Source organism: Rhizobium sp. OAE497, from assembly GCF_040546565.1.
In the GTDB taxonomy this organism is placed as follows: domain Bacteria; phylum Pseudomonadota; class Alphaproteobacteria; order Rhizobiales; family Rhizobiaceae; genus Rhizobium.
Genome location: NZ_JBEPOA010000001.1, coordinates 1,238,935 through 1,263,563 on the forward strand (window position 1 = coordinate 1,238,935; position 24,629 = coordinate 1,263,563).

The window sequence follows — 24,629 nt, forward strand, 5'->3', positions numbered from 1 at the left end:
GCCAGAGGCCCCATCCGCATGTTCAAATCCCTCCGCTCGCCCACCTCTCTGATCGTGCTGATCGCCGGTGCCGCCGGCATCCTGCTGGTGCTCTATGCCTGGCGCCTGCCGCCCTTCGTCACCTCGGTGGAAACGACGGACAATGCCTATGTCCGCGGCTATGTCACGCTGATGAGCCCACAGGTCAGCGGCTATGTCGTCGACGTCCCGGTCAAGGACTACGAGCATGTGAAGCAGGGGCAGGTTCTCGCCAAGATCGACGACCGCATCTATGCGCAGAAGCTGGCGCAGTCGCGCGCCGCCCTCGACGGCCAGAAAGCCTCGCTTGCCAATTCGCATCAGCAGGAGCTCTCGGCGCAAGCCAACATCACCTCCAGCCAGGCGCAGATCGATAGCGCCACCGCGGCGCTGAAGCGCGCTCAGCTCGCCTGGGACCGCGTCGATAATCTGAGCAACCGCGGCATCGCTTCGGCCAGCGAATCCGAAGCCGCCCAGGCGACGCTCGAGCAGGCGAAGGCGGCGCTCAATCAGGCGCAGGCCGCCCTCGAAGTCTCCAAGCAAAGCCTGGCGACGATCATCGTCAATCGTGCCTCTCTGGAAGCCAATGTCGCCGGTGCCGAGGCGGCGGTCCAGCTCGCCGAAATCGACCTGCAGAACACCTCGGTCGTGGCACCCCGCGACGGCCATCTCGGAGAGATCGGCGTGCGGATCGGTCAATACGTCACATTGGGCACGCAGATGATGGCGGTGGTTCCCGAGGACGTCTGGGTGATCGCCAATTTCAAGGAAACCCAGCTCGATGGGATGCAGGTCGGCCAGCCGGTCTCGGTCTCGGTCGATGCGCTCGGCCATCACCGGCTGACTGGCCGCGTCGAACGCTTCTCGCCGGCCGCCGGCTCGGAATTCGCCGTCATCAAGCCCGATAACGCCACCGGCAATTTCACCAAGGTCGCCCAGCGCGTCGGCGTGCGCATCAGCATCGATCCCGGGCAGGATCTGGCCAAGGACCTCTCGCCCGGCCTCTCGGTCGTGGTGCGGATCGACAAGAGCGCAGCACCTCTGAAGAGTGTGTTGCCGACAACCAATAGGCCCCTGAAACGAAAAAGCCCGGCACGAGGCCGGGCTTTCCGTATGCGGTATCGGAGAGAAGCTTATGCTTCGTCTTCGTCGAGGCCGTCAGCTTCCGGATCGAAGAAATCTTCCGGACGCAGAGCGTCTTCGTCAACGCCGTAGATCGCGTCAACCGAGGTCAGGGTCTCGCCCTTGGCCTGGCGCTCAGCTTCTTCAGCCGAACGTGCAACGTTGAGCTCAACGTGGATTTCGACTTCCGAATGCAGCTGGATTTCAACCTTGTGCAGGCCGATTGCCTTGATCGGCGTGTTCAGGTGAACCTGGTTGCGGCCGATGTTGAAGCCTTCTGCGCCGAGGATGTCGACGACGTCGCGAGCAGCGACCGAGCCGTACATCTGGCCGGTTTCGCCAGCCGAACGGACGACGATGAAGGACTTGCCGTCGAGAACGTCGGCAACCTTCTGGGCTTCCGACTTGCGCTCGAGGTTACGGGCTTCGAGCGTTGCACGCTCGGCTTCGAAGCGCTTCTTGTTGGCTTCGTTGGCGCGCAGAGCCTTGCCGAGCGGCAGGAGGTAGTTACGAGCAAAGCCGTCGCGAACCTTTACGGTTTCGCCCATCTGGCCGAGCTTGGAGATACGTTCGAGGAGAATGACGTCCATGTTAGAGTTCCTTTCTTAGATGTTCGAATCTGTTTGTTTGGGGGCATCCGCATCCTTGTTGGGGGTCAGTGCGATCGCTTTGCGCGTATCGGACAGGCCGACGACCAGGATGAAAAAGGCTGGCAGCATCAGGATGAGCGATGCCAGGTAGAGCAGGATCAGCGCCGGCAGGCGCCAGTCCTTGCCGCGCGTGCGGAAATGCAGCGAGGCGAAGCCGGAAAGCAGGAAGCCGGCGCCGAACGTGCCGACGACGGTTGCTCCGATCATCGCCGGAACGCCGCCGAAGAAGGTGGCGGCCAGACCGGCGAGGAAGACGAAAATCGAATTGCGGTTCATCCGAAGCGCGGACGGAATGTCTTCGCGCGGACGCAGCGCCCGGCCCGAAGCGTTCACGATGCGGGTCGCGATGTAATAGGCAGCAAACAAGAGCACCACCCACATGGCGCCCTGGATGGCTGGCAGCATCAGCAGCAGCAGCGACTTGGTCTGCGCCGTCGCCGCCGGATCGAGGCTCACTTCCGGCTGCTGCTGGGCAAAGGACGTGAACAGCGCATCGACCATCTGGCTGACGAGATCCGGGCCGTAGCCGATCATGAAGCCGGTGACGATGACGGCGAGCGTCACGAGTGCGCAGAGATGCAGCAGGATATCGGACAGCGGATACCAGGCCATCAGATGATCGGGACCGCCGAGCTCGGAAGCGGGGCGCGCCAGATTGGCGAGATGGCTGAGCCAGCCGGCCGGCAGCAGCGTCACCAGCGTCATCATCAGCGCGAAGGTCGGCGAGATGGCGATGGCGCCGAGCACGGCGGCAGTCACGACGGCGGAGATGGCCGCAGCATTGCCCCAGCCGAGGCCGACGAGAAGAATGGGAAGCGCGGAAGCCGCGTAAAGGACGGCGCTGAACGACAATTGAACGCTCGCGCCGAGCACCAGCAGTGCGGCGGTAATGCCGGCAAGGGCGCCGGTCAAAAGCGTTTTAAAGTCCAGTTTGTTCACGGTCGCTGTCCTGCTTCATCAAGCAGTTAGAGGGCGTTTTCTGAATCAGTTTCAGAAAGGCCTCAACATGGGTTTTAAGAGTTCCGATCCGCGCCCATCGCGAAAGGGAGAAGGGAAGGCATTGCTGCCTTCCCTCGATTTGGTCTCGTCAGCCGATTAGGCGACGACGTACGGCAGCAGGCCGAGGAAGCGGGCGCGCTTGATCGCCTGAGCGAGTTCGCGCTGCTTCTTCTGCGAAACAGCCGTGATACGGGAAGGAACGATCTTGCCGCGCTCGGAAATGTAGCGCTGCAGGAGACGAACGTCCTTGTAGTCGATGCGCGGAGCGTTTGCACCAGAGAAGGGGCAAGTCTTGCGACGACGATGGAACGGGCGGCGGACCGGAGCGGAGGAAGCTTCAGACATTCTTATATCTCCTTATGCACGGTCTTCGCGGGGAGCGCGATCAGGACGCGGGCCACGCTGGAAGTCGCCGTCACGGCGCGGCGGACGGTCACCGAACTCGCGGCGCGGGCCACGGTCGCCACCTTCGCGCGGGCCGCGGTCGTCGCGGTCGCGCTTCTGCATCATGGCAGACGGGCCTTCTTCGTGCTTTTCAACAGCGATCGTCATGTAGCGCAGGACGTCTTCGCTGATGCGCATCTGACGTTCCATTTCCTGGATCGCAGCTGCCGGTGCATCGATGTCCACGAGGACGTAATGTGCCTTGCGGTTCTTCTTGATGCGGTACGTGAGGGACTTGAGGCCCCAGTTTTCGACGCGCCCGACCTTACCGCCGTTAGCTTCGATCACACCCTTGTACTGTTCTACGAGGGCGTCGACCTGCTGAGCGGAAATATCCTGCCGGGCAAGGAATACATGTTCATAAAGAGCCATGACAGCTTTGCCTTTCTTGCGTTTGGTCAACCCGGTATTCGGCGGCTAAGCCTCAACGACTGCTCCTGATTGGGCGGACCCAGGCAAGAAAAGCGTTTCCGAGACGGTCGAGAGCGGAGACACGGGAGGCTGGAACGCTTCCGTTCCGAACGATTCCCCTAAAGGAAACCGGCCCTCCGTTCAGCCACCAGCCAGAAGACCGGGTTTCGAACAGGGGCGCTTATACGGATTTTTCGGCAGAAGGCAAGGGCTGGCCGCACGTTTCGGACGCGCGGCCTTTCTCTATGATCAAAGCGGCATCGGATACTGCCGGTGGACCTTCTCGATCTCGGCAAGCACGTCGCCCGACAGCTTCACATCGACCGAGCTGAGATCGGTCGTCAGCTGTTCCATCGTCGTCGCGCCGATGATCACCGAGGCCATGAAGCGGCGGGTGAGGCAGAAGGCGAGTGCCATGGCCGAGGGGTCGAGGCCGTGGTTGGCGGCGATCTCGATATAGGCCTTGGTCGGTGCTTCCTGCAGCGGCTGCAGGCGGCCGCCGAGGTCGCCGTTGATTGAGGCGCGGGAGCCCTCGGGCTTCACGCCACTCTGATACTTGCCGGAGAGAATGCCGGCGGCGAGCGGCGAATAAGCGAGCAGGCCGACATCTTCGTGATGCGAGAGTTCGGCGAGATCCAGATCGAAGTGACGGTAGAGAAGGTTATACTCGTTCTGCACGCTGGCGACGCGCGGCAGGCCCTTCTGCTCCGAAAGCGTCAGGTACTTCTGGATGCCCCAGGTCGTCTCGTTGGAGAGGCCAAGCGCGCGGACCTTGCCTTCCTTCACCAGGATATCCGTCGCCTCCAGAATATCGAGAATGTTGGCGACGGCCTTGGCGCGGTCCTGCTTGAAGGGGTCGTAGTGCCAGTTCTGGCGGAAATGGAAATGGCCGCGGTTCGGCCAGTGGATCTGGTAGAGGTCGATATAGTCGGTCTTCAGGCGCTTGAGGCTGGCTTCGACGGCAAGCTTGATGTTCTTGGCATCGGCGCCTTCGCCGCCGCGGATGTAGGAGCGCCCGTGACCGGCTACCTTGGTCGCCAGCACGATGTCCTTGCGCTTGCCGGTCTTTGCAAACCAGCTGCCGATGAACTCTTCGGTGTGGCCATATGTTTCCGAGGAAAGCGGCGTCGTCGGATAGAGTTCGGCGGTGTCGAAGAAGTTCACGCCCTTTTCGACGGCGTAATCCATCTGCGCATGGGCTTCTGCCTCGCTGTTCTGCGAGCCCCAGGTCATGGTGCCGAGGCAGATTTGCGATACCGATATGTCTGTACGGCCTAATTTGTTGAACTTCATTGGAAAACCTTGAAAGCAAGTGTGCGGCGGAACCCGCTCTGGGGCGGCGCAAATTTAAGTGCGAATTCGGCGAGCGCAAGTGCAAAAAGCCCGGTTTTTCGCACCTGCAAAAGGCTCTGGAGACCGCGAACGGGCTATTGACTCCTCAGGAAAGAACGTCAATTGGAGGCGAAATCGCCCAAATGACATAATAGGGATATAGAAATGACGGTCGCTTTTACATTTCCGGGCCAAGGCAGTCAGGCTGTCGGCATGGGCAAGGAGCTTGCCGAAAACTTTGCTGAAGCCCGCGCGGTATTCGATGAAGTCGACGAGGCGCTCGGCGAAAAGCTGTCCTCCATCATGTTCGAAGGTCCCGAAGAGACGCTGACGCTGACGGCGAATGCCCAGCCGGCGCTGATGGCCGTCTCCATGGCCGTCATCCGCGTCCTGCAGGCCAAGGGCCTCGATCTCAAGTCCAAGGTTTCCTATGTCGCCGGCCATTCGCTCGGCGAATATTCGGCACTCTGCGCCGCCGGCACATTCTCGCTTGCCGATACCGCCCGTCTCCTGCGCATCCGCGGCAATGCCATGCAGGCCGCCGTTCCGGTTGGCGTCGGCGCCATGGCTGCCATCATCGGCCTGGAACAGGTTGACGTCATCGCCGTCTGCGAAGAGGCATCCGCCCTAGGTTCTGTCCAGATCGCCAATGACAATGGCGGCGGCCAGCTGGTCATTTCCGGCGAGAAGGCAGCCGTCGAAAAGGCTGCGGCGCTCGCGACCGACAAGGGCGCCAAGCGCGCTATCCTGCTGCCGGTCTCCGCGCCCTTCCATTCGAAGCTGATGGCGCCTGCGGCAGACGCGATGCGCGAAGCGCTCGCCGGCGTTGCCAAGTCCAATCCGATCGTTCCCGTCATCGCCAACGTCCGCGCTGCACCGGTCAGCGATGCAGACGAGATTGCCAAGCTTCTCGTCGAGCAGGTCACCGGCCAGGTCCGCTGGCGCGAGACGGTCGAATGGTTCGCCGCAAATAACGTCACGACGCTCTACGAGCTCGGCTCCGGCAAGGTGCTGACAGGCCTCGCGCGCCGCATCGACAAGACGGTCAATGGCATTGCAGTGAATACGGCCGCCGATATCGACGCAGCCGTCGCCGCCCTCATGGCCTGATCGGCCCCACCAGACATAAGGAACGCATCCATGCTCGATCTTACCGGCCGCAAGGCTCTCGTCACAGGCGCATCCGGCGGCATCGGCGAGGAAATCGCCCGCATCCTCCACAAGCAGGGCGCCATCGTCGGCCTGCACGGCACGCGCGTCGAAAAGCTCGAAGCGCTGGCCGCCGATCTCGGCGACCGCGTCAAGATCTTCCCGGCGAACCTGTCGAACCGTGACGAAGTCAAGGCGCTCGGCGCCAAGGCCGAAGAAGAGCTCGGCGGCGTCGACATTCTCGTCAACAATGCCGGCATCACCAAGGATGGCCTCTTCGTTCGCATGAGCGACGAGGACTGGGACGCCGTCATCGAAGTCAACCTGACCTCGATGTTCCTGCTGACCCGCGAGCTGACCCATCCGATGATGCGCCGCCGCTTCGGCCGCATCATCAACATCACGTCGATCGTCGGCGTCACCGGCAATCCGGGCCAGGCAAACTACTGTGCCTCCAAGGCCGGCATGATCGGCTTCACCAAGTCGCTGGCGCAGGAGATCGCCACCCGCAACGTGACCGTCAACTGCGTCGCCCCCGGCTTCATCGAGTCCGCCATGACCGGCAAGCTGAACGACAAGCAGAAGGACGCGATCATGGGCGCGATCCCGATGAAGCGCATGGGCACGGGCGCCGAAGTTGCTTCTGCCGTTGCCTATCTCGCTTCCAACGAAGCAGCCTACATGACGGGCCAGACGCTGCACGTAAACGGCGGCATGGCCATGATCTGAAACAGGAAACCGGCCCCGTCACCGTTTTTCACGTCAATAGCGTGTTGACCAATCTGGCGGGGTTGATTTTCTGGCTTTGCGGCAGACATAAACCGTGTTAAGCGGGCCAATGACTGTGAACAGTCGTCCCGAGAAACAAGGCGAACCGGCAGGCTTTGAGCCAGCCTGGTACACCTGGAAGCCGGGCCAACGAGTTTGCTGAAGGCGTCGAGAGGGCGCCGTAGGCTGAAACAGGGTAGGGGTGCCAGAAGGCACTCTGATCAGGACATAAGGTCGAGGAAACCGACATGAGCGATATCGCAGAACGCGTAAAGAAAATTGTTATTGATCATCTTGGCGTCGATGCCGACAAGGTTGTCGAAGGCGCAAGCTTTATCGACGATCTGGGCGCAGACTCGCTCGACACCGTCGAACTGGTCATGGCGTTCGAAGAAGAATTCGGCGTTGAAATTCCTGACGACGCAGCTGACTCGATCCTGACCGTCGGCGACGCAGTCAAGTTCATCGAAAAGGCCCAGGCTTAATCCTGAGCGATTTTCAAAGGGCGGGCCACGAGTCCGCCCTTTTCATTTGGGGCTAAGCCCAATTTCAAGAAGACTATAGGCGGGGACACTCGATGAGACGGGTCGTTATCACCGGTACCGGTATGGTATCACCCTTGGGATGCGGAACTGAAATCACCTGGAAGCGTCTGCTCGAAGGCAAGAACGGTGCCCGCCTTGTAAGCGAGTTCGAAGTCGAAGATCTTCCCGCCAAGATCGCCTGCCGCATTCCCGTCGGCGACGGCACCGAAGGCACCTTCAATCCCGATGACTGGATGGAGCCGAAGGAGCAGCGCAAGGTCGATCCCTTCATCATCTACGGCATGGCTGCCGCCGACATGGCGCTGAAGGATGCAAACTGGCATCCGCAGACCGACGAGGACCAGATCGCCACCGGCGTGCTGATCGGTTCCGGCATCGGTGGCATCGAGGGCATCGTCGAAGCGGGCTATACGCTGCGCGACAAGGGCCCGCGCCGCATCTCTCCATTCTTCATTCCCGGCCGCCTGATCAACCTGGTCTCCGGCCAGGTATCGATCCGCCACAAGCTGCGCGGCCCGAACCACTCCGTCGTTACCGCCTGCTCGACCGGCGCGCACGCCATCGGCGATGCTGCCCGTCTGATCGCACTCGGCGATGCCGATGTCATGGTTGCCGGCGGTACCGAATCCCCGGTCAGCCGCATTTCGCTCGCGGGCTTTGCCGCCTGCAAGGCGCTGTCGACCCAGCACAACGACGACCCGACCAAGGCTTCGCGTCCCTACGACAAGGACCGTGACGGCTTCGTCATGGGCGAGGGCGCCGGCATCGTCGTTCTCGAAGAGCTGGAACATGCGCTGGCGCGCGGCGCCAAGATCTATGCCGAAGTCGTCGGCTATGGTCTGTCGGGCGATGCCTATCACATCACCGCTCCGTCGGAAGACGGCGAAGGCGCACAGCGCTGCATGGCGATGGCGCTGAAGCGCGCCGGCCTGACGCCTGCCGATATCGACTACATCAACGCCCACGGCACCTCGACCATGGCCGACACGATCGAGCTCGGCGCCGTCGAGCGCCTCGTCGGCAATGCCGCTTCGAAGATCTCGATGTCGTCCACCAAGTCGGCAACGGGTCACCTTCTCGGTGCCGCAGGCGCTATCGAAGCGATCTTCACGACGCTGGCGATCCGCGACAAAACGTCGCCCCGCCGACGCTGAACCTCGACAACCCCGAGCGCGAAACGGCCATCGATCTCGTTCCGCACAAGGCTCGTCAGCGGGAAATCAATGTGGCACTGTCGAATTCCTTCGGATTCGGCGGTACCAACGCATCGCTGGTTCTGCGCCGCTACGCCGCCTAACAGGCGGGCGCCACGGCGCATTTTGGCAGAGCACGAAGGCAGGGCCGGCACCTCGTGGCGGCGGCCCACCTGTTTTTTGCCGTATTGCTTCTTAAAAAGCAGACGGGGCCAAATATAGAGGAATGCCGGGTGAGCGACACGAACCAGAGCAACGAAACGCCGGGTCAGGGCGAGCAGCAGGCACAGAACGGCCGGATCATTCCGAAATCGCCGACTGAAGCGCTGCGCCCGGAACGCGTTCCGGAGCCGCCGAAGCGCTCCAAGAAGGCGCGCAGCCAGGTCGTGATTTTTCTCAATTTCGTGATGACGCTGGTGGTGCTCGGCTGCGCCGCGGCGGTCTTTGCCTTCTACTACGCGATCTCGAGCTATCAGGATCCGGGCCCGCTCGAGACGAACACGAACTTCATCGTTCGCAGCGGCGCCGGTCTCTCCGAGATTTCGAGCAATCTCGAGCGCAACAACATCATCTCCGACGCCCGCATCTTCCGCTATTTGACGGCCACCCATCTGAACGAAGGCGAAAGCCTGAAGGCCGGCGAATACGAGATCAAGGCCAAGGCTTCCATGAACGACATCATGGAGCTGCTGAAGTCGGGCAAGTCGATCCTCTATTCGATCTCCTTCCCGGAAGGGCTGACGGTCCGCCAGATGTTCAACCGGATGAATGATGACCAGGTTCTGGAAGGCGAGCTGCCGACCGTACTTCCTGCTGAAGGCAGCCTGCGGCCGGATACCTACAAGTTCTCGCGCGGCACCAAGCGCGGCGAGATCGTCGACCAGATGGCAGCCGCCCAGACCAAGCTCGTCGAGCAGATCTGGGACAAGCGCGATCCGGCGCTTCAGCTGAAGTCGAAGGAAGAGCTGGTGGCGCTCGCCTCGATCGTCGAGAAGGAAACCGGCGTGCCGGACGAGCGCGCCCATGTCGCCTCCGTCTTCCTCAACCGTCTCGGCAAGGGCATGCGCCTGCAGTCGGATCCGACGATCATCTACGGTCTCTTCGGCGGCGACGGGAAGCCCGCCGACCGGCCGATCTATCAGTCGGACCTGAAGAAGGACACGCCCTTCAACACCTATATCATCAAGGGCCTGCCGCCGACGCCGATCGCCAATCCGGGCCGCGACGCGCTGGAAGCCGTGGCGAACCCCTGGAAGACCGAAGACCTCTATTTCGTTGCCGACGGCACCGGCGGTCACGTCTTTGCGGCCACGCTCGACGACCACAATGCCAATGTCAGGCGCTGGCGCAAGCTGGAAGCCGACAAGGGCGCCGACCCGAATATCGCGGTGGACGGCCAGCCCGAAGCACAGGCGGATGCGCCTGCCGCCCAGAAGAAAAAGAAGACCAACTGATTTCGGAGGCTCGCATGGCTTTGCAGTCCATGACCGGTTTTGCACGGCGTGAGGGAACGAGCGGCCGTTGGCGTTGGGCATGGGAGCTGCGCTCGGTGAACGGCAAGGGTCTCGACCTGCGCCTGCGCCTGCCGCCCGGTCTGGAGCGGATGGAAGTGGACGTGCGCCGCATGGCGGGCGAAACCTTCAGCCGCGGCAACATGCAGGCAAACCTCTCGGTCTCGGCCGGCGAGAACCGCTTCGAGACGGTCCTCAATCAGGATGCGCTGGCGACCGTTCTTGCCCTGCGCGACCAGCTGGCAGGCATCATCGATCCGGAGCCGCTGAAGCTCGACACGCTGCTGTCGATCCGCGGCCTCGTGGAGTTCCGCGAGAGCGAAGACAGCGAAGACGCACTCGCTGCCCGTGATGCCGATGTCGTCAGCGGCCTCGTCGGCGCGCTTGCCGATCTGAAGCTGATGCGCGAGCAGGAGGGGGCGGCCCTATCGCGCGTACTCCTCGACCACGTCTCGACCATCGAAACGCTGACGCAGACTATCGAGCGCGACCCCTCGCGCTCGCCGCAGGAGATCGCCGAGCGCCTGAAGACGCAGGTGGCGATGCTGCTCGATGGCACCGCAGCGCTCGATCGCGATCGCCTTCATGCCGAGGCGGCGCTGCTTGCCACCAAGGCGGATCTTCGCGAGGAAATCGACCGGCTGAAGGCGCATGTCGCCGCTGCCCGCGAATTGCTGGCAAAAGGCGGCCCTGTCGGCCGCAAGCTGGATTTCCTTGCACAGGAATTTAACCGGGAATCGAATACCATCTGTTCGAAATCGAATGCCTCGGCCGTGACCGCCGCCGGCATTGAACTGAAAGTCGTCATCGACCAGTTCCGCGAACAGGTCCAGAATCTGGAGTGATCCATGCAACCGACGAAAACGTCGCCCATTCAGATCGCGCGCCGCGGCCTGATGCTTGTCATCTCGTCGCCGTCGGGCGCCGGAAAATCGACGATTGCCCGCACGCTTCTGGCGCAGGATAGCCAGATCGGTCTGTCGGTCAGCGTCACAACGCGCCAGCGCCGCCCGAGCGAGGTCGAGGGCATCCACTATCGCTTCGTCAGCATCCGCGAATTCGAGGTGCTGCGCGATTCCGATTCGCTTCTTGAGTGGGCCGAGGTTCACGGCAATTTCTACGGAACGCCGCGCGCTCCCGTCGAACAGGCGATGAGCGAAGGCCGCGACATGCTGTTCGACATCGACTGGCAGGGCGCCCAGCAGCTGCAGGAAAAGATGTCGGCCGATGTCGTCTCGATCTTCGTGCTGCCGCCGACCATGACCGAGCTGCAATCCCGCCTGCACCGCCGTGCGGAAGACTCCGAAGAAGTCATCGCCCAGCGGCTGGCCAATTCCCGCGCTGAAATCGGCCACTGGCGCGAATACGACTATGTCATCGTCAACGACGATCTCGAGAAAGCCTTCGACTCCGTTCAGTCGATCGTCAAGGCCGAGCGTCTCCGCCGAGACCGCGGCCACGGCGTCTTCGACTTCGTCACCAAGCTGCTGGAAGAAACGCCGGTTCTCTGAGGGGCGGGTTGGGGGCTCGGCGAGCGCCCCTCATTTCCGATTTGAAGAAGTGTCTCGCGCGCCCCAAGACTGGGGCGCCGCCGGATTCCTGTGACATCTCGCGGGCGGAGCCACAAGGACACAGGGACGAGGGCGGTGTAGGAAGTCCCCTAGAGGCTATTCGCCAGCAAACAAAACTCATCCACCGAAAGCGTCTCGGCCCGCCGCTGCGGATCGATCCCCGCCTTCTGCAGCAGCGCCTCGCCGCCGATCGGCTTCAGGCTCTGGCGCAGCATCTTGCGGCGCTGGCCGAAGGCGGCATGCGTGACCCGCTCCAGGTTGGCCACGGAGCAGGGGATCGGGTTTTCACGCGGCGTCAGGTGCACAACCGTCGACGTCACCTTCGGCGGCGGCGTGAAGGCCTGCGGAGAAATGTCGAAGGCCATATGCGCTTGAGTGCGCCAGCCGGCAAGCACGCCGAGGCGGCCGTAGTGATCGTCATCCTGTTCGGCAACGATCCGCTCGCCGACTTCCTTCTGGAACATCAGCGTCAGCGACTCCCAGAAGGGCGGCCATTGCTTCGGCAGCAGCCAGTTCACCAGAAGCTGGGTGCCGACATTATAGGGCAGGTTGGCGATGATCTTGACCGGCCCCTCAGGCGCCATCGCCTCGAAATCGGTCTTCAGCGCATCGCCCTCGATGACCTCGAGACGGCCCGGATAGTGATCGGCAATCTCGGCGAGTGCCGGCAGGCAGCGCGGATCGCGCTCGACGGCAATCACCTTCTTGGCGCCGAGCGCCAGGATTGCACGCGTCAGGCCGCCGGGACCTGGGCCAACCTCGAACACGGTCGCATTCTCAAGATTGCCGGCAGTGCGGGCAACCTTCTGCGTCAGGTTGAGGTCCAGGAGGAAGTTCTGTCCCAGCGCCTTGCGGGCGTCGAGCCCGTGACGCTGGATGACGTCGCGCAGCGGCGGCAGGCCATCGAGTGCAGCCATCAGCGGCGGCTCTCGGCGTTGCGGCCCAGCTGGGCGCCGAGCTTCAGTGCGGCGACGAGGCTGTGCTCGCGGGCAATGCCCTTGCCGGCAATGCCGAAGGCCGTGCCGTGATCAGGCGAGGTTCGCACGAAGGGCAGGCCAAGCGTCACATTGACGGAATCGTCGAAGCCGAGCGCCTTCGCCGGGATCAGCGCCTGGTCGTGATACATGCAGACGGCGACGTCGTAGCGGGCGCGGGCCTCGTCATGGAACATCGTATCGGCGGGCAGGGGGCCAATGGCATCGATGCCCTCGGCGCGCAACTGCTGCACGGCCGGATGGATGATGTCCTCGTCCTCGCGGCCCATCGTGCCGCTCTCGCCCGCATGCGGATTGAGACCGGCCACCGCAAGGCGCGGTTGGGCGATCCCAAAGCGCTCGATCAGGTCGGCATTGGCAATGCGGCAGGTCTCGACGATCAGCGCGCCGGTCAGCGCCTGCGGCACGTCCTTGATCGGGATATGGATGGTGACGGGAATGGCGCGCAGTTTTGGTCCGGCAAGCATCATGACCGGCGTCATGGCCTTACCCGTCGCGCGTGCTGCGAGATCGGCAAGAAACTCGGTATGTCCAGGGAATTTGAAGCCCGCCTCGTAAAGCACCGACTTCGCGATCGGGTTCGTCACGACCGCAAGCGCTTCGCCCTTGTGGGTCAGCGCGACCGCGGTCTCGATCGCGGCGATCGTTCCGGCGGCCGTCGCCACATGCGGTTCGCCTGCGGCGACTTCAACGCCGGCCGCTATCGGCAGTACCGGCAGAGCTTCGGCAAAGATCTCGCCGGCCGTGCGGGCATCCGCGTGGCGGATCGGCACGGTAACATCGAGCTGACGGGCACGCACGGCCAGCACGTCGGGATCGCCGATGAAGAAGAACGGCGCGAGACCGAGCTCGCGGCGGCGCAGCCACGCCATCAGCGTGATATCCGGACCGACCCCTGCCGGGTCACCCTGCGTCAGCGCCAGTGGCCGCGAGAAGGAGGCTGCCATGGCGATCAGCGATAGATTATCTGCGCCTTGGAGCGCAGTTCGTCGAGGTACTTCTTGGAATTCTCGTCGGTCGGCGCTTCCTTGTTGGCCTTTGCCTTGTCGAGGTCTTCCTGGCGGAACACCATCTCGGCGGCCGTGTCGTCGGAAACCTGACGCTGGCTGCAGATCGCCAGATACTCGACGCCCTTGTCAGTCACGCGGGTTGCCGTCGTGTTGCCCCTGGCCTGCTCGACCAGCGGCTTCCAGTCTGCCGGCAGCTGCGGGGCCAGCATGCGGCCGAGATCACGGATGGAAACGTCACGCATGGTCGCGGCAAAGACCTTCGCCTGATCACAGCCTGGATATTTCGAGCGGGATGCTTCCGCTTCGCTCTTGCGCTTGGCGGTGATGCCCTTCTTCGACTGCGGCACCACGAAGATGACCTGTTGCAGCATATACTCGGTGGTTTCGGGCTTCTGCTTGTTGTTTTCCATCATGCGCGAGACGAGATCGCTGCTCGACATGCGGCCGGCGGAGCCGAAGCGCGCATTGACAACGCGTGGCCAGCTCATCTGCACCGCGATGAACTGTTTGAAATGGTCGGCGCCGACGCCGGCGCGGGTCAGAATGTCGGTCAGCTGCGCAACGGTCAGCTTGTTACCCTGCGCGAAGCGGGCGAAGGAGGCATCGACGTCGTCCTTGGAGACAGACATGCGCACGCGGGCGACTTCCTGGCGCTTCAGCGCTTCGTCGACCAGCGATTCCTGGGCGCTCTTCGCATCTGCCTTTTGATGCTGAAGCTTCAGGAAGGCCACACGCTTGGCAACGTCACCGGAGGTGATCGCCGTGCCGTTGACAACGGCCTTGACCTCGCTCGCTGCAAAGGCCGGCTGAAACGCGGCAGCCGCGATGCACATCGCAGCGCCTGCAAGGATTGCCGTAACCGTTCTTCTGGCGCCAATCATCTATCGACCCTTCCCTAGACGACACAGTCTATGCGCGCCTATTTCCTTTCATCGAGACTACAGGACGTCATTTCCAGCGAAATGATGCTTTCCTATGCCTCAGATAATTGCTGACGGCAATGTCCTGCAAAAGTCTTGCGGCGAAAGAAAGGCTCTCTTTCTTTCGCCGCCGCTCTGTACGCTTAGTTGTTGTAGATCTTCTTGTCCGGATCGTCGAAGTTGCCGACGTTGATGTCGCCCAGCGTGCGGAACGTCAACTTGGCGCCGATCGTCCAGTCGCTTGCCGACTCGTCGCTCAAGTCGCGCTTGTCGGTATAGGCGATCGTGAAGATCGTGCACTCGTCTTCGTAGGAGAGACCGATGGTCTTCTTGGCGATGACGTCGTTGTTCAGGTCCCAGGCGATGCCGCCGAAGATGGACCAGTAATCCTTGAACTTGACCGACGCCTTCGTTTGGATTTCGTCCGCATCCGAAAGCAAACCGTAATCAGGCTGCTTAGTGATGTGAGTATAGATCAGCTGCCCCTGAAAATTGTCGTTCTGATAGCCAGCGGTAAAATCACCGCGGCGAAGCGACAGGTCTTTTTCGTCCAGCCGGTAGGAGGCGGCGAGCGCAATACCTTGCGGCGTTTCGATGCCGCCGAGGCCGACATAGTCGGAGCGCGACGTCTCAAGACCGGATTCCGCACCTGCATTGACGAGGTCGGGGCTGGCGAACGAGTTGTCACCGGCGAGCTGGAAGGACTGGCCGAAGATACCGTGCAACTTGTAGCCGCTGTCGAAGGTGCCGGTGTACTGGAAGCCGATATTGGCGCGCGTGCCACCCTCGATACGGTCATAACCCGAGAACTTGTCACGATCGAAGAGGTTGGTCGCGTCGAAGACGAAGCTCTGAGCATCTTCGTTCGGCAAGGCGCCTGCGAGCGGCTCGTCCGGGCGCGCATAAACCTGCGCGATCGGTTCGATCACATGCGAGCTGTTTGAAGTCGTGATCAGGAACGGATAACGGACTTCGAGGCCAGCGGTCACCATCCCTCTGGTTGCGGCGTCGCCGTTGTCGAAGTCACCATTGTAGACAGACGTACCGCTGATCGAGTTCGGGTCGTCGACATTGAGTGAGAAAGCATCACCGCGCGCAGCAAGCAGCGGCGTGATCAGCACACCCGCAGGCGTCACAAACGTTCGCTTCCATTCCAACTCGCCGCTGAGGCGCGTGGTCTGCCCCTTCAGCGAGAACCTGTCGTCGCCAAGCGGATTGTCGAAGAAGCTGTCATGCGTCCGCGAGATATTGGTCAGATTGACGTCGAGTGACAGTTCACCACCTGCAAGCGGCTGCGGCGCGACATAGTGGTAGTCCATCGTCGGATAGACGATTGCCTGCTGCTTCTCGGATTCGCTCGTCGCGTCAGCATCTTGCACGTCAAAATAGAAAGACCGAAGATCAAAGTAGTTACGCTTACCCAATCCAGTTAAGTAAACTTGATTGGTGTGCGTCGTCTGGTCGTAGCCCTTCAGCTCATAGGTGCGCGAGAAATTGTTGTCGGACTGGTACATGACGTCCCAGCCGAAGGTCCAACGCGGATTGATCTTGAACTCGGCCTGTGACGCGATCATGCCACGGTCGTCACGTTGGTCGCTTGTGTCCGCTGTGAACCGCTCGGGGTTCATCTGATTGATTCCGGCCATCCGAAGCGTATGCGTGCCGTTTTCGAACCGCTGGCGGAACTCGGCATCGAGCAGGAAGCCCTGCTCCGTATAACCGGTACCCGTCACCGTAGCATCCATGCTCGGGGAGAATACATAATAGTAGGGAACGGAAAGACCAAATCCGAGATTCTGCGACGTGCTCATCGTCGGGAACAGGAAACCCGACTTGCGCTTCACGGTGTTATCGGGGACTTCGATCCACGGAATATAAGCGATGGGCGTGCCGAGCAGCTCGAAGCGAGCCTTTTCCAGGCGAATGGTATGCTTTTCGCCGTTCTGGATGACGCGTTCAGCCTTGACCTGCCAGAAGGGCGGCTTTTCAGGGTTTTCGGCGCAGGGCAAGCAGGCCGTATAGACGCCCCTGTTCAGGATCATCTGCGTGCCGCCGACCCGCTCACCGCTTTCGGCGACGATACGCGTATTGTCCGCTGTCTCGATACGGAGCGCGTTGATGAAGCCGTTCGCAAAATCGTCGGTAACGTCGAGCTTGTCGGAATACATCCGGTTGCCATCGGGACTGATCATCTCGATGTTGCCGAGCGCCATCATCCGGCCGGTCTTCTGATTGTATTCGACGCGCTGCGCCACCAGCTTGTAGCCGGCGTAATTGATCTGAACGCCACCCGTGACGGAAACGATCTGCTGGTCCTTGTTATAGACCAGTTCGTTTGCCGAAAGCACCAGCTTCTGGCCCTCTTGGACCTTCGGCTGCAGCTTCTGGATAGCTGGATTTTCCTGTGCAAAGACTTCTGGAATGCTGCCGGAATAGCTGAGCAGAGTCGCACCTGCGAGCAGGGCAACCAACTGTTTACTAAAAGTCTTGCGGTCGCCTGCCGCCACTAGCCATCCTCCTGATGAAGCAGAATCGTTGCGCCGAGTGCCAGCGCGACGACTACAGGAATCCAGGCCGCCACGAAAGGCGGCACAACTCCGCTGCTTCCAAATGCTTTTACAAGCACGGTCAGCACATAAAGCACGAAGCCTGAGAGGATGCCACCCAGAATCACGGACCTCGATTGGTTGAACCGGCTAAATTTCAGGGACACTGTTGCAGCAATGAGAGTCATCGCTACGAGAAGCAGCGGCTGCGACAGCAGTGAGTGGAATTGCGTCTCCAGCGCCTTGGTCGGAACACCGAAGGATTTCGCAATTTCAATTCGATTAGAAAGATCAAAAAAAGCAATGGTTTCAGGTGGGGTCAGGCGCTCCCTGACGAAATCCTGCTTCAAATTGGTACGCAGTTGTACCGTATCCTTACGCTGGACGACTTCGCCGGGGCGGCGCTCCGTCACATCCTTAAGAAGCCAGTAACCATCTTCCAACTTTGCCGACTTCGCATCCTGGCGCAGGATCACCCGGCCATCCGAATCGAAGTGGATAAGCACCGCGTCCGTCAGCAGCGTGCCGTTCTCAAGGATCGTCTGCGCGCCGATGATAACGTCGTCCTGGCCGCTGATCTGACGAATCCACGGGATCTGCGATGCCTTGTTGGCAAGCTTGTCCTGGCCGCGCCAATCGGTCTCGACGAGCGCGGCCTGGCGCTGGCCCCAAGCGGCAATCGGGTTGATGACCGTGACCGTCAAGACGCCGAGCAGCAAGGCGCCGACAACGAAGGGCGTCATGAACTGCCAGACGGAAATGCCTGCGGCGCGGGTGACGACCAGTTCGTATTTCCGGTTGAGCCCGATCAGCACGGTCATGCCAACGAAGAGGGCGATGAATGGGATAGTCTGCTGCAAAAGCAGCGGCAGACGAACCGCCGTCATCAACAGGCCGCTCGCAACCGTGTAGCCGGGAAGGCCGGACATTCGGGTCGCGGTCTCGCTGAAGTCGATGAGGAAGACGATGCTGATGATTCCCAGGAAAAACCAGACGGTCGTCACCATGTAGCGGCGGAAGAAATAACGCCCAAGCGTGCCGAAAATCATGCGGCACCCCCGGATTTTCCATTCTTGCGTGGGCCGAGGTGGCTGCTCACAAAACGCGAAATCGCTGAAAGGCGATCGCCGATTGCCGTCGGAACGAGTTGCCGGTGGAAATTGAGAAGGACGATCGAAACCAGCGAAGCAACAACAGGGATGCCGTAAAGGAGCATAATGTAAACTGGACGGGTATCGATCTCATTGGCGACGTAGAAAGATGCCCAGCGAAGAGCAAAGGCGATCCCGAGCGCGGAGATCATCGGATGGAGGCGCGCTTCGCGATGCGAGCGTGCGTCGCCAGCAATCACCAGCGAGATCAGAGCAAAGACGAAAGGCAGCGTCCAGTCCGTCATGCGCCGATGCAGCTCGGCGGTATAACTGCCTGGTTTCGCAATGTAATCCTTATCCGTCGGGTCGGGGTTCAAAAGGAACGACAGATCGCGGTCGCTGGCGCGCAGCGTCGCCTCGCCACGGTTTTCCGTCAGGTCCGACAGGTCGAACGAATAGGAATCGAAGCGGATGATTGAGACGTTGCCGTCGCGCGTCTTTCTTTGGACTTCGCCGTCCTTCATGAGCAGCGACGTGCCGCTCTGGTCGACGGCGCCTTCGCGCGCATAATAGATCATGTCGAAGGCCGGATCGCGCTCGTCGACGACGAAGAGCCCACGCAGGACGCGGCCCGCGAGACGTTCGGAAATCTGCACAAACAGGCCGTCGTCGATCTTGCGGAAGTTCTTCTCCTCAATGACGGTCGAGAGCAGGTCGGCATAGGTCTCAGCCACCATCTGGCGGACGCCGGTCTTGGCCTTCGGCTCGACGACGTTGTCGACGAAGAAGGAGAAGACGCTGATGACGGCCGCAAGCAGCAGGATCGGGCGCACCAGGATGCTGCGCTTGGCCCCTGCAGCGTCGATGACGGTCAGCTCGGAATCGTTGTTCATCGTCGTCAGCGTCTGAGTGATGCCGATGACGAGAGCGAAGGGCAGGACGATTGGAATGATCGACGGCAGGATCAGCGTTGCCAGCATCGCGAACGATCCGACGGATTGCCCGCTGTCGGTCACGAGATTGACGCGCTGCAGCACCTGAGTCGTCCAGATGATCGCAAGCACTGGCAGCAGCGCTACGAAAAACATCTGGCCGACGCGCCGCAATATGTAGATCTCGAGAAGTTTCATGCCTGCCCTTGAACGATCCGCCGGGCAAACGCCCCGCAGCGGATTCCATCTACGATGTTTGTTTCGCTTTTGCGACCGGTCCGGCTCAAAAATTCATTCAAATTTCAGAATTTTTTGGGCGGTGTGACGAATCTGTGAACGCGTAGAGACCGGCAAAGACGACGACCGCGAGCAGCCAGCCGAGGATGATGTCGGAAAGGAAATGGCCGCCGAAAGCGAGCCGCATCATGGGCGTCAGCAGCGACACTGCGACAACTGGCAGGAAAAGCCCGGTTCTCGCCGGCTGCGGAATGAATACCAGCAGACAGAGAAGCCAGCCGGCACTTGCCGCTTCGCCTGAGATGAACGAACAGTTGCTGACGCATTTGCCCGCGAAGGATCCGGCCTGGACGAAGTCCATCATGCCGCCGAATTCGGTGACGGAAACCGGGCGAGGGCGGCCCCAATGTTCCTTCAGGATCAGATTGACGATCAGGCCTGGGCCGATCAGCAGCGAGCCGAGCGCGACCTTAAGATTACGTGCCCGGACCGCGTTGAACGTCGCTCCATGCTGCGTGTAGCAGGCGATCAGGAAGCCGAGCTGAACGATCGCCACCACGTAGGGCAGCCGGAAGAAGATGACGCGGAGATTTTTGAGGAACCAGTTGCCGGCCAGCGTGAAGGAGCCGCAGACATCGCCGGCAAGCGCGGTGGCGTCGCAGGTCGCGGGCGTGAAAAAGTAGCGGGAGGTCGCCAGATCGATCCCGGGAAAGGCGTAGAAGATGACGAGCAGCAGCCACCACAGGCAGAAGAGCCCGACGAAAATATCGGCAGCGGTCGGCGGAAAGCTGATTCTCCAGCCGAAAATATAGGTCTTGAGGGCTGCAATCACTGTCGATGTCTTCCGTTGGCCTGGCCTTCCCGCGGCGCGCTGGCTTTCTGCCCCGGCGGCGCGGATTTGTCCATGGCCCGGCGATCACGTCTTGTTTTCGGACATGAAACCCGGAATGATCGCCGCCGGAGAGGATTCCGCTGCGAATCCCAAGGAGAAGACATGTCTGTTAAATTCGATATTTCATTCGCTAAATCCGCCAAGATTAGCGGCGGCCTTACCGTTCTCTTGAAGGCCGGCGACGGCGAACTTGCGGCTGGCGCAGAGATTGCCGACCCCGCAGGCGTCATCGCCAAGGCATCCAAGATCGCCAAGTTTTCCGCCAAGGCGATGTCGGCGCTCGATCTCGTCGCCCCCGAAGGCTCCCCCGCGGACCGACTCTTCGTCATCGGTCTCGGCAAGCCGCAGGATTTGGTTGCGCATGACTGGCTGAAGCTCGGCGGTATTGCTGCCGGCAAGATCAAGGGCGCCGACAAGGCGACGATCTTCATCGATGCGCCGGGTGCGGCGATCGACGCCAAGGCTGCTTCCGGTTTTGCGCTCGGCATGCTCATGCGCGCCTACGCTTTCGATAATTACAAGACCAAGAAGTCCGACGAGGACGACAAGGCGAATGGCAAGTCGGCCAAGGTGACGATCGTCACTGCCGATGCCTCCGGCGCCAAGAAGGCGCTGGCCGATGCCGAGGCCGTCGCCGAGGGCGTCAATCTCGCCCGCGATCTCGTCAACGAGCCGCCGAATGTGCTTGGCCCGGTCGAATTTGCCGCCAAGGCAAAGGAGCTCGAGAAGCTCGGCGTCGACGTGGAAATCCTGACGGAACGCGAAATGAAGCGGCTCGGCATGGGGGCGCTGCTCGGTGTGGCCCAGGGTTCCGTCCGTCCGCCGCGTCTGGCGATCATGCATTGGAAGGGCGGCAAGGCGAAGGACCGGCCGATCGCCTTCATCGGCAAGGGTGTCGTCTTCGATACCGGCGGCATCTCGATCAAGCCGGCCGCCGGCATGGAAGACATGAAGGGCGATATGGGCGGCGCCGCAGCAGTGACCGGTCTCATGCATGTGCTCGCCGCCCGCAAGGCGGAGGTCAATGCCGTCGGCATCATCGGTCTTGTGGAAAACATGCCCGATGGCAACGCGCAGCGCCCCGGCGATATCGTCACCTCGATGTCCGGCCAGACGATCGAGATCATCAACACCGATGCCGAAGGCCGCCTCGTGCTCTGCGATGCGCTCTGGTATTGCAACGACCGCTTCAAGCCGCGCTTCATGATCAACCTGGCAACGCTGACCGGCGCCATCATGGTCGCGCTCGGCAATGTCCACGCCGGCCTGTTCTCGAACGACGACACGCTCTCGGCGCAGCTGACGTCCGCCGGTCTCGCCGCCAACGAGAAGCTCTGGCGCATGCCGCTCGGCCGCGATTACGACAAGATGATCGACTCGAAATTCGCCGACATGAAGAACACCGGCGGCCGTTATGCCGGCTCTATCACCGCGGCGCATTTCCTGAAGCGCTTCGTGCAGGAAACGCCCTGGGCGCATCTCGATATCGCCGGCACCGCGCTCGGCTCGCCGCAGGACGAGATCAACCAGTCCTGGGGCTCCGGTTTCGGCGTGCGCCTGCTTGATCAGCTCGTGCGCGACCATTACGAGGCCTGATCACAGGCTGGAATGCAGGCATGACCGAAGTCCTTTTCTACCATCTGACGGAATCCAAGCTGGAGGACGCGCTGCCGCCGCTCGTCGACAAGAGCGTCGAACGCGGCTGGCGCGTCGCCGTCCAGATGAAGGAGCCGGCAAGACGGGATGCGCTCGATACGCATCTCTGGACCTATAGGGACGACAGCTTCCTGCCGCACGGCACCGACGAGAGCGAACTGGCCGGAAATCAGCCGGTTCTGCTCACCGTCACCGGCGATAACGCCAACCGGGCGACCGTCCGCTTCATCGTCGATGGTGCCGAACCACCGCAAGCCGATGCCTATGAGCGCATCGTCTTCATGTTCGACGGTTACGATCCGGAACAGCTGGAAGGCGCCCGCGCCCAATGGAAGAAGCTGAAAGGCGAGGGGCATAACCTCACCTATTGGCAGCAGACGCCCGAGGGGCGCTGGGAGAAGAAGGCCTAAGCCTTCAAACTAGGCGCGTCTAGCCTTCCCGCTTGAACGTCCACTTCACGACATAGTCGCCGTTGCGCTTGAGTTTCGTCTTGGTCTTCAGCCGCACCGGGCCGCCGAGGGCGGCTTCGGCTTTTTCGAAGGCCTGGCGGGCTTCGGCCATGGCAGCGTGGTAGGCGCTGTTGTCGCGCTTCGGGGTCTCGGCGACTTCCTTGAGGAGGGCGGTCAGTTCCGGTTCGTCTTCGGCCATCTCCGCCCTCGCTTCAGGTTGGGGATGCGGCGCCGGGCGCCGCATCGTCCTTGTGATCAATCGTGGAAGGCTTCCACGAACTTGCGCTTGCCGAGCATGAAGGCATCGGCGACGTGGCGCAGCGGCGCGAGGTCGACGTCGGACTTGCCGGCCTTGATGATCTCGGCGAAGCGGCGGTAGAGCGACGGATATTCTTCTTCCGGTGCCGAGAACTTCAGCTCGCCATTGACCGAAAGCTTGGAGCCGCCTTCGGCCAGTTCCATCGTGCCTGCTGCCGTCTCGGCGATGATGTCCCAGCTCTGCTTGCCGGTCTGGCGCCAGTCGAATTCGCCATGGACGGTCATTGCGCCGGCATCGCGGAAATGCAGGTCGGCGGCGATCGGCGCGTCGCGGTTCTCCGGGAATTCAAGCGTGGCGCCGGTCAGGAAGATGGCGCGCGGCAGGATGTGGGTAACGATCGAAAGCGCGTTGATGCCGGGATCGAAGACACCAAGGCCGCCGGCCTGCCAGATCCAGTCCTGGTTCGGATGCCAGTGGCGCACGTCTTCCTTCCAGATGACGTGAACCTTCTTGATCTCGGTCTTCGCAAGGAAATCCCTGGCTGCCTCGACGGCCGCGGCATAGCGCGAATGCCAGCTGGCAAACAGCGAGACGCCCTTGGCGGCGGCCAGCGCTTCGAGATCGGCCACTTCGCTCAGCGTCGCGCCCGGCGGCTTTTCAAGAAACACGTGCTTGCCGGCCGAAAGCGCCTTGTAGGCGGCTTCGTAGCGATATTGCGGCGGCATGCACAGCGAAACGGCGTTGATCTCGGGAACCGCTTCGAGCATTGCCTCGATCGTCGTGAAGCTCTGGATGCCCTCCACCGTGCCGTGGCGGCTCGCTGTTGCGACGAGCTTGTAATCGGCATTCTTGTCGATGGAAGGAAGATGCTGGTCACGGACGATCTTGCCGACGCCGACGATGGCGAGGTTGATGGGGGACATGACGGGTGTTCGCTCCGGTGTGCTCAAAAGTATGATTTATTGGGCGCCTGTTTTAACAGAACTCTACAGCCGGGCAAGCCGTCATGTCACCTTCAGAGTGAGGCCATTTCGACGGCTTTGGCGTCCTTTTTGAACTTCAGCGTCACCACCTTGTAGCCCTCGGCTTCGAGACGGGCGAGGAGGGCGGGCAGCATGGCGGCGGTGCGCTTGTGGATGTCGTGCATCAGGATGATACCACGGCCGCGCTGGCGCAGCGGGTTCATGGCGCGATCGGCCACCTGGTCCGGCGTGGAGTTGAAATAGTCCTTGGTGTCGACATCGACATCCATGACGATCATCTCGCGCGCCGCGACGGCCGAGCGCAGCTTGCGGCTGTCGGCGAGGTAGGGGAAGCGGAAGAAGTTGACGTCGGTGCCGGTCGCCTTGGTCACGGCAGCTTCGCCGCGGGCGATCTCCGCCATCGCCATGTCGAAGGACAGGGTGTTCAGGTTCGGGTGCTTGTAGGTGTGGCTGCCGATCGTGTTGCCTTCCATGGCGACGCGCCGCGCCAGTTCCGGATGCAGCGCCGCCATTTCGCCGACCATCATGAAGGCGCCCTTGACGCCGAAGCGGTCGAGCGTTGCGAGCACCCGGTCGGTGCGGCCGGGAATCGGGCCGTCGTCGAAGGAGAGGACGACTTCCTTCGGCTCCAGCTTCAAATCCTTGAGCGATGAAACGGTCAGTACCCGGCCGGCAAGATGATGCGTCTCGCCGAAAGCGAGATTGGCGGGCTTGGGAAAGCCCGTGGTGCTCTCCTCGGTCTTGATCGAAGACGTCTTGATCGTCTTGTCGGGGGCAGGCTGCTTGGTTGTCTGGCAGCCGCAAAGGGCAAGCGCGAGAACGACACTCGAAAGAAGGGCGATACGGGACATGAAAGGGGGCTCAACAAATCAGTAATGAATGTTGAGACAACCTTTCGAATTATGGTTAACGATCGGTTTAAATCGGATGTCCCGCCGTTAACTTG

24 protein-coding genes and 1 pseudogene are annotated in these 24,629 nt (G+C 61.5%); 10 read left to right on the forward strand and 15 right to left on the reverse strand.

Annotation, left to right across the window (positions count from 1 at the left end; genetic code table 11):
- The first annotated feature begins 18 nt into the window (after positions 1–18).
- Positions 19–1,233, forward strand: a complete 1,215-nt coding sequence (locus ABIE40_RS06325; protein WP_354540977.1) for an HlyD family secretion protein — start codon at positions 19–21, stop codon at positions 1,231–1,233.
- Here ABIE40_RS06325 and rplI read toward each other — a convergent pair.
- The 5 genes from rplI to ABIE40_RS06350 all read right to left on the reverse strand — a co-directional run bounded on the left by rplI (position 1,152) and on the right by ABIE40_RS06350 (position 4,937).
- A complete protein-coding gene (gene rplI, locus ABIE40_RS06330; RefSeq protein WP_112719535.1) occupies positions 1,152–1,730 on the reverse strand; it encodes a 50S ribosomal protein L9 in 579 nt (192 codons plus the stop codon). The genes ABIE40_RS06325 and rplI overlap by 82 nt on opposite strands.
- Before the next feature lie 15 nt (positions 1,731–1,745).
- Complete coding sequence (locus tag ABIE40_RS06335; protein WP_112719534.1) at positions 1,746–2,729, reverse strand: DUF2232 domain-containing protein; 984 nt, start codon at positions 2,727–2,729, stop codon at positions 1,746–1,748.
- A 156-nt stretch (positions 2,730–2,885) separates the two neighbouring features.
- Positions 2,886–3,134, reverse strand: coding sequence for a 30S ribosomal protein S18 (gene rpsR, locus ABIE40_RS06340; RefSeq protein ID WP_004680498.1), 249 nt, complete (start codon positions 3,132–3,134; stop codon positions 2,886–2,888).
- 12 nt (positions 3,135–3,146) lie between these two features.
- Positions 3,147–3,605: a 30S ribosomal protein S6 gene (gene rpsF / locus ABIE40_RS06345; protein ID WP_112719533.1), complete on the reverse strand. Its 459-nt coding sequence runs from the start codon at positions 3,603–3,605 to the stop codon at positions 3,147–3,149.
- 288 nt (positions 3,606–3,893) lie between these two features.
- A complete protein-coding gene (locus ABIE40_RS06350) occupies positions 3,894–4,937 on the reverse strand; it encodes an aldo/keto reductase (protein ID WP_199628842.1) in 1,044 nt (347 codons plus the stop codon).
- 204 nt (positions 4,938–5,141) lie between these two features.
- Here ABIE40_RS06350 and fabD point away from each other — a divergent pair, with 204 nt between their 5' ends.
- From fabD to gmk, 7 genes and pseudogenes are all read left to right on the forward strand, one after another.
- Positions 5,142–6,086 carry an ACP S-malonyltransferase gene (gene fabD, locus ABIE40_RS06355; RefSeq protein WP_199628841.1) on the forward strand — a complete coding sequence of 315 codons (945 nt, stop codon included), beginning with the start codon at positions 5,142–5,144 and terminating at the stop codon, positions 6,084–6,086.
- A 30-nt stretch (positions 6,087–6,116) separates the two neighbouring features.
- Positions 6,117–6,854 (forward strand): 3-oxoacyl-[acyl-carrier-protein] reductase, encoded by a 738-nt coding sequence (fabG, locus tag ABIE40_RS06360; protein WP_112719529.1) that lies wholly within the window; start codon positions 6,117–6,119, stop codon positions 6,852–6,854.
- Positions 6,855–7,141: 287 nt separating this feature from the next.
- Positions 7,142–7,378, forward strand: a complete 237-nt coding sequence (locus tag ABIE40_RS06365; RefSeq protein WP_003502080.1) for an acyl carrier protein — start codon at positions 7,142–7,144, stop codon at positions 7,376–7,378.
- Positions 7,379–7,470: 92 nt separating this feature from the next.
- Positions 7,471–8,735, forward strand: a pseudogene (fabF, locus tag ABIE40_RS06370) (beta-ketoacyl-ACP synthase II).
- Positions 8,736–8,864: 129 nt separating this feature from the next.
- Positions 8,865–10,085, forward strand: a complete 1,221-nt coding sequence (mltG, locus tag ABIE40_RS06375; RefSeq protein ID WP_199628839.1) for an endolytic transglycosylase MltG — start codon at positions 8,865–8,867, stop codon at positions 10,083–10,085.
- A gap of 14 nt (positions 10,086–10,099) precedes the next feature.
- The gene (locus ABIE40_RS06380) at positions 10,100–10,987 is read left to right on the forward strand and encodes a YicC/YloC family endoribonuclease (protein WP_112719526.1); all 888 of its coding nucleotides are present in this window, start codon (positions 10,100–10,102) and stop codon (positions 10,985–10,987) included.
- A 3-nt stretch (positions 10,988–10,990) separates the two neighbouring features.
- Positions 10,991–11,653 carry a guanylate kinase gene (gmk, locus tag ABIE40_RS06385; protein ID WP_112719525.1) on the forward strand — a complete coding sequence of 221 codons (663 nt, stop codon included), beginning with the start codon at positions 10,991–10,993 and terminating at the stop codon, positions 11,651–11,653.
- 149 nt (positions 11,654–11,802) lie between these two features.
- Here gmk and rsmA read toward each other — a convergent pair whose 3' ends face one another.
- The 7 genes from rsmA to ABIE40_RS06420 form a co-directional block, all read right to left on the reverse strand.
- Positions 11,803–12,630 carry a 16S rRNA (adenine(1518)-N(6)/adenine(1519)-N(6))-dimethyltransferase RsmA gene (gene rsmA / locus ABIE40_RS06390; protein WP_199628838.1) on the reverse strand — a complete coding sequence of 276 codons (828 nt, stop codon included), beginning with the start codon at positions 12,628–12,630 and terminating at the stop codon, positions 11,803–11,805.
- On the reverse strand, positions 12,630–13,655 hold the full coding sequence (pdxA, locus tag ABIE40_RS06395) for a 4-hydroxythreonine-4-phosphate dehydrogenase PdxA (protein WP_199628837.1): 1,026 nt from the start codon (positions 13,653–13,655) through the stop codon (positions 12,630–12,632). Before pdxA ends, rsmA begins: the two co-directional genes overlap by 1 nt.
- 5 nt (positions 13,656–13,660) lie before the next feature.
- The gene (locus tag ABIE40_RS06400) at positions 13,661–14,599 is read right to left on the reverse strand and encodes a SurA N-terminal domain-containing protein (protein WP_199628836.1); all 939 of its coding nucleotides are present in this window, start codon (positions 14,597–14,599) and stop codon (positions 13,661–13,663) included.
- Positions 14,600–14,781: 182 nt separating this feature from the next.
- Entirely contained in the window at positions 14,782–17,145 is a 2,364-nt protein-coding gene (locus ABIE40_RS06405) for an LPS-assembly protein LptD (RefSeq protein ID WP_199628835.1), read from the reverse strand.
- Entirely contained in the window at positions 17,145–18,233 is a 1,089-nt protein-coding gene (gene lptG / locus ABIE40_RS06410; RefSeq protein WP_199628834.1) for an LPS export ABC transporter permease LptG, read from the reverse strand. The genes ABIE40_RS06405 and lptG overlap by 1 nt, the downstream gene beginning before the upstream one ends.
- Entirely contained in the window at positions 18,230–19,405 is a 1,176-nt protein-coding gene (locus tag ABIE40_RS06415) for an LptF/LptG family permease (protein ID WP_199628833.1), read from the reverse strand. The genes lptG and ABIE40_RS06415 overlap by 4 nt, the downstream gene beginning before the upstream one ends.
- A gap of 97 nt (positions 19,406–19,502) precedes the next feature.
- Positions 19,503–20,252 carry a phosphatase PAP2 family protein gene (locus ABIE40_RS06420; RefSeq protein ID WP_354541065.1) on the reverse strand — a complete coding sequence of 250 codons (750 nt, stop codon included), beginning with the start codon at positions 20,250–20,252 and terminating at the stop codon, positions 19,503–19,505.
- Positions 20,253–20,438: 186 nt separating this feature from the next.
- Between ABIE40_RS06420 and ABIE40_RS06425 the strand changes: the two genes are divergently transcribed.
- Positions 20,439–21,932, forward strand: a complete 1,494-nt coding sequence (locus ABIE40_RS06425; RefSeq protein WP_199628831.1) for a leucyl aminopeptidase — start codon at positions 20,439–20,441, stop codon at positions 21,930–21,932.
- A 20-nt stretch (positions 21,933–21,952) separates the two neighbouring features.
- Positions 21,953–22,402, forward strand: a complete 450-nt coding sequence (locus ABIE40_RS06430; RefSeq protein ID WP_199628830.1) for a DNA polymerase III subunit chi — start codon at positions 21,953–21,955, stop codon at positions 22,400–22,402.
- A gap of 19 nt (positions 22,403–22,421) precedes the next feature.
- Here ABIE40_RS06430 and ABIE40_RS06435 read toward each other — a convergent pair whose 3' ends face one another.
- From ABIE40_RS06435 to ABIE40_RS06445, 3 genes are all read right to left on the reverse strand, one after another.
- Positions 22,422–22,640 carry a hypothetical protein gene (locus tag ABIE40_RS06435; protein WP_199628829.1) on the reverse strand — a complete coding sequence of 73 codons (219 nt, stop codon included), beginning with the start codon at positions 22,638–22,640 and terminating at the stop codon, positions 22,422–22,424.
- Between the two features lie 56 nt (positions 22,641–22,696).
- Complete coding sequence (locus tag ABIE40_RS06440; protein WP_199628828.1) at positions 22,697–23,623, reverse strand: Gfo/Idh/MocA family protein; 927 nt, start codon at positions 23,621–23,623, stop codon at positions 22,697–22,699.
- Positions 23,624–23,715: 92 nt separating this feature from the next.
- On the reverse strand, positions 23,716–24,534 hold the full coding sequence (locus ABIE40_RS06445; RefSeq protein WP_199628827.1) for a polysaccharide deacetylase family protein: 819 nt from the start codon (positions 24,532–24,534) through the stop codon (positions 23,716–23,718).
- Between the last annotated feature and the right edge of the window lie 95 nt (positions 24,535–24,629).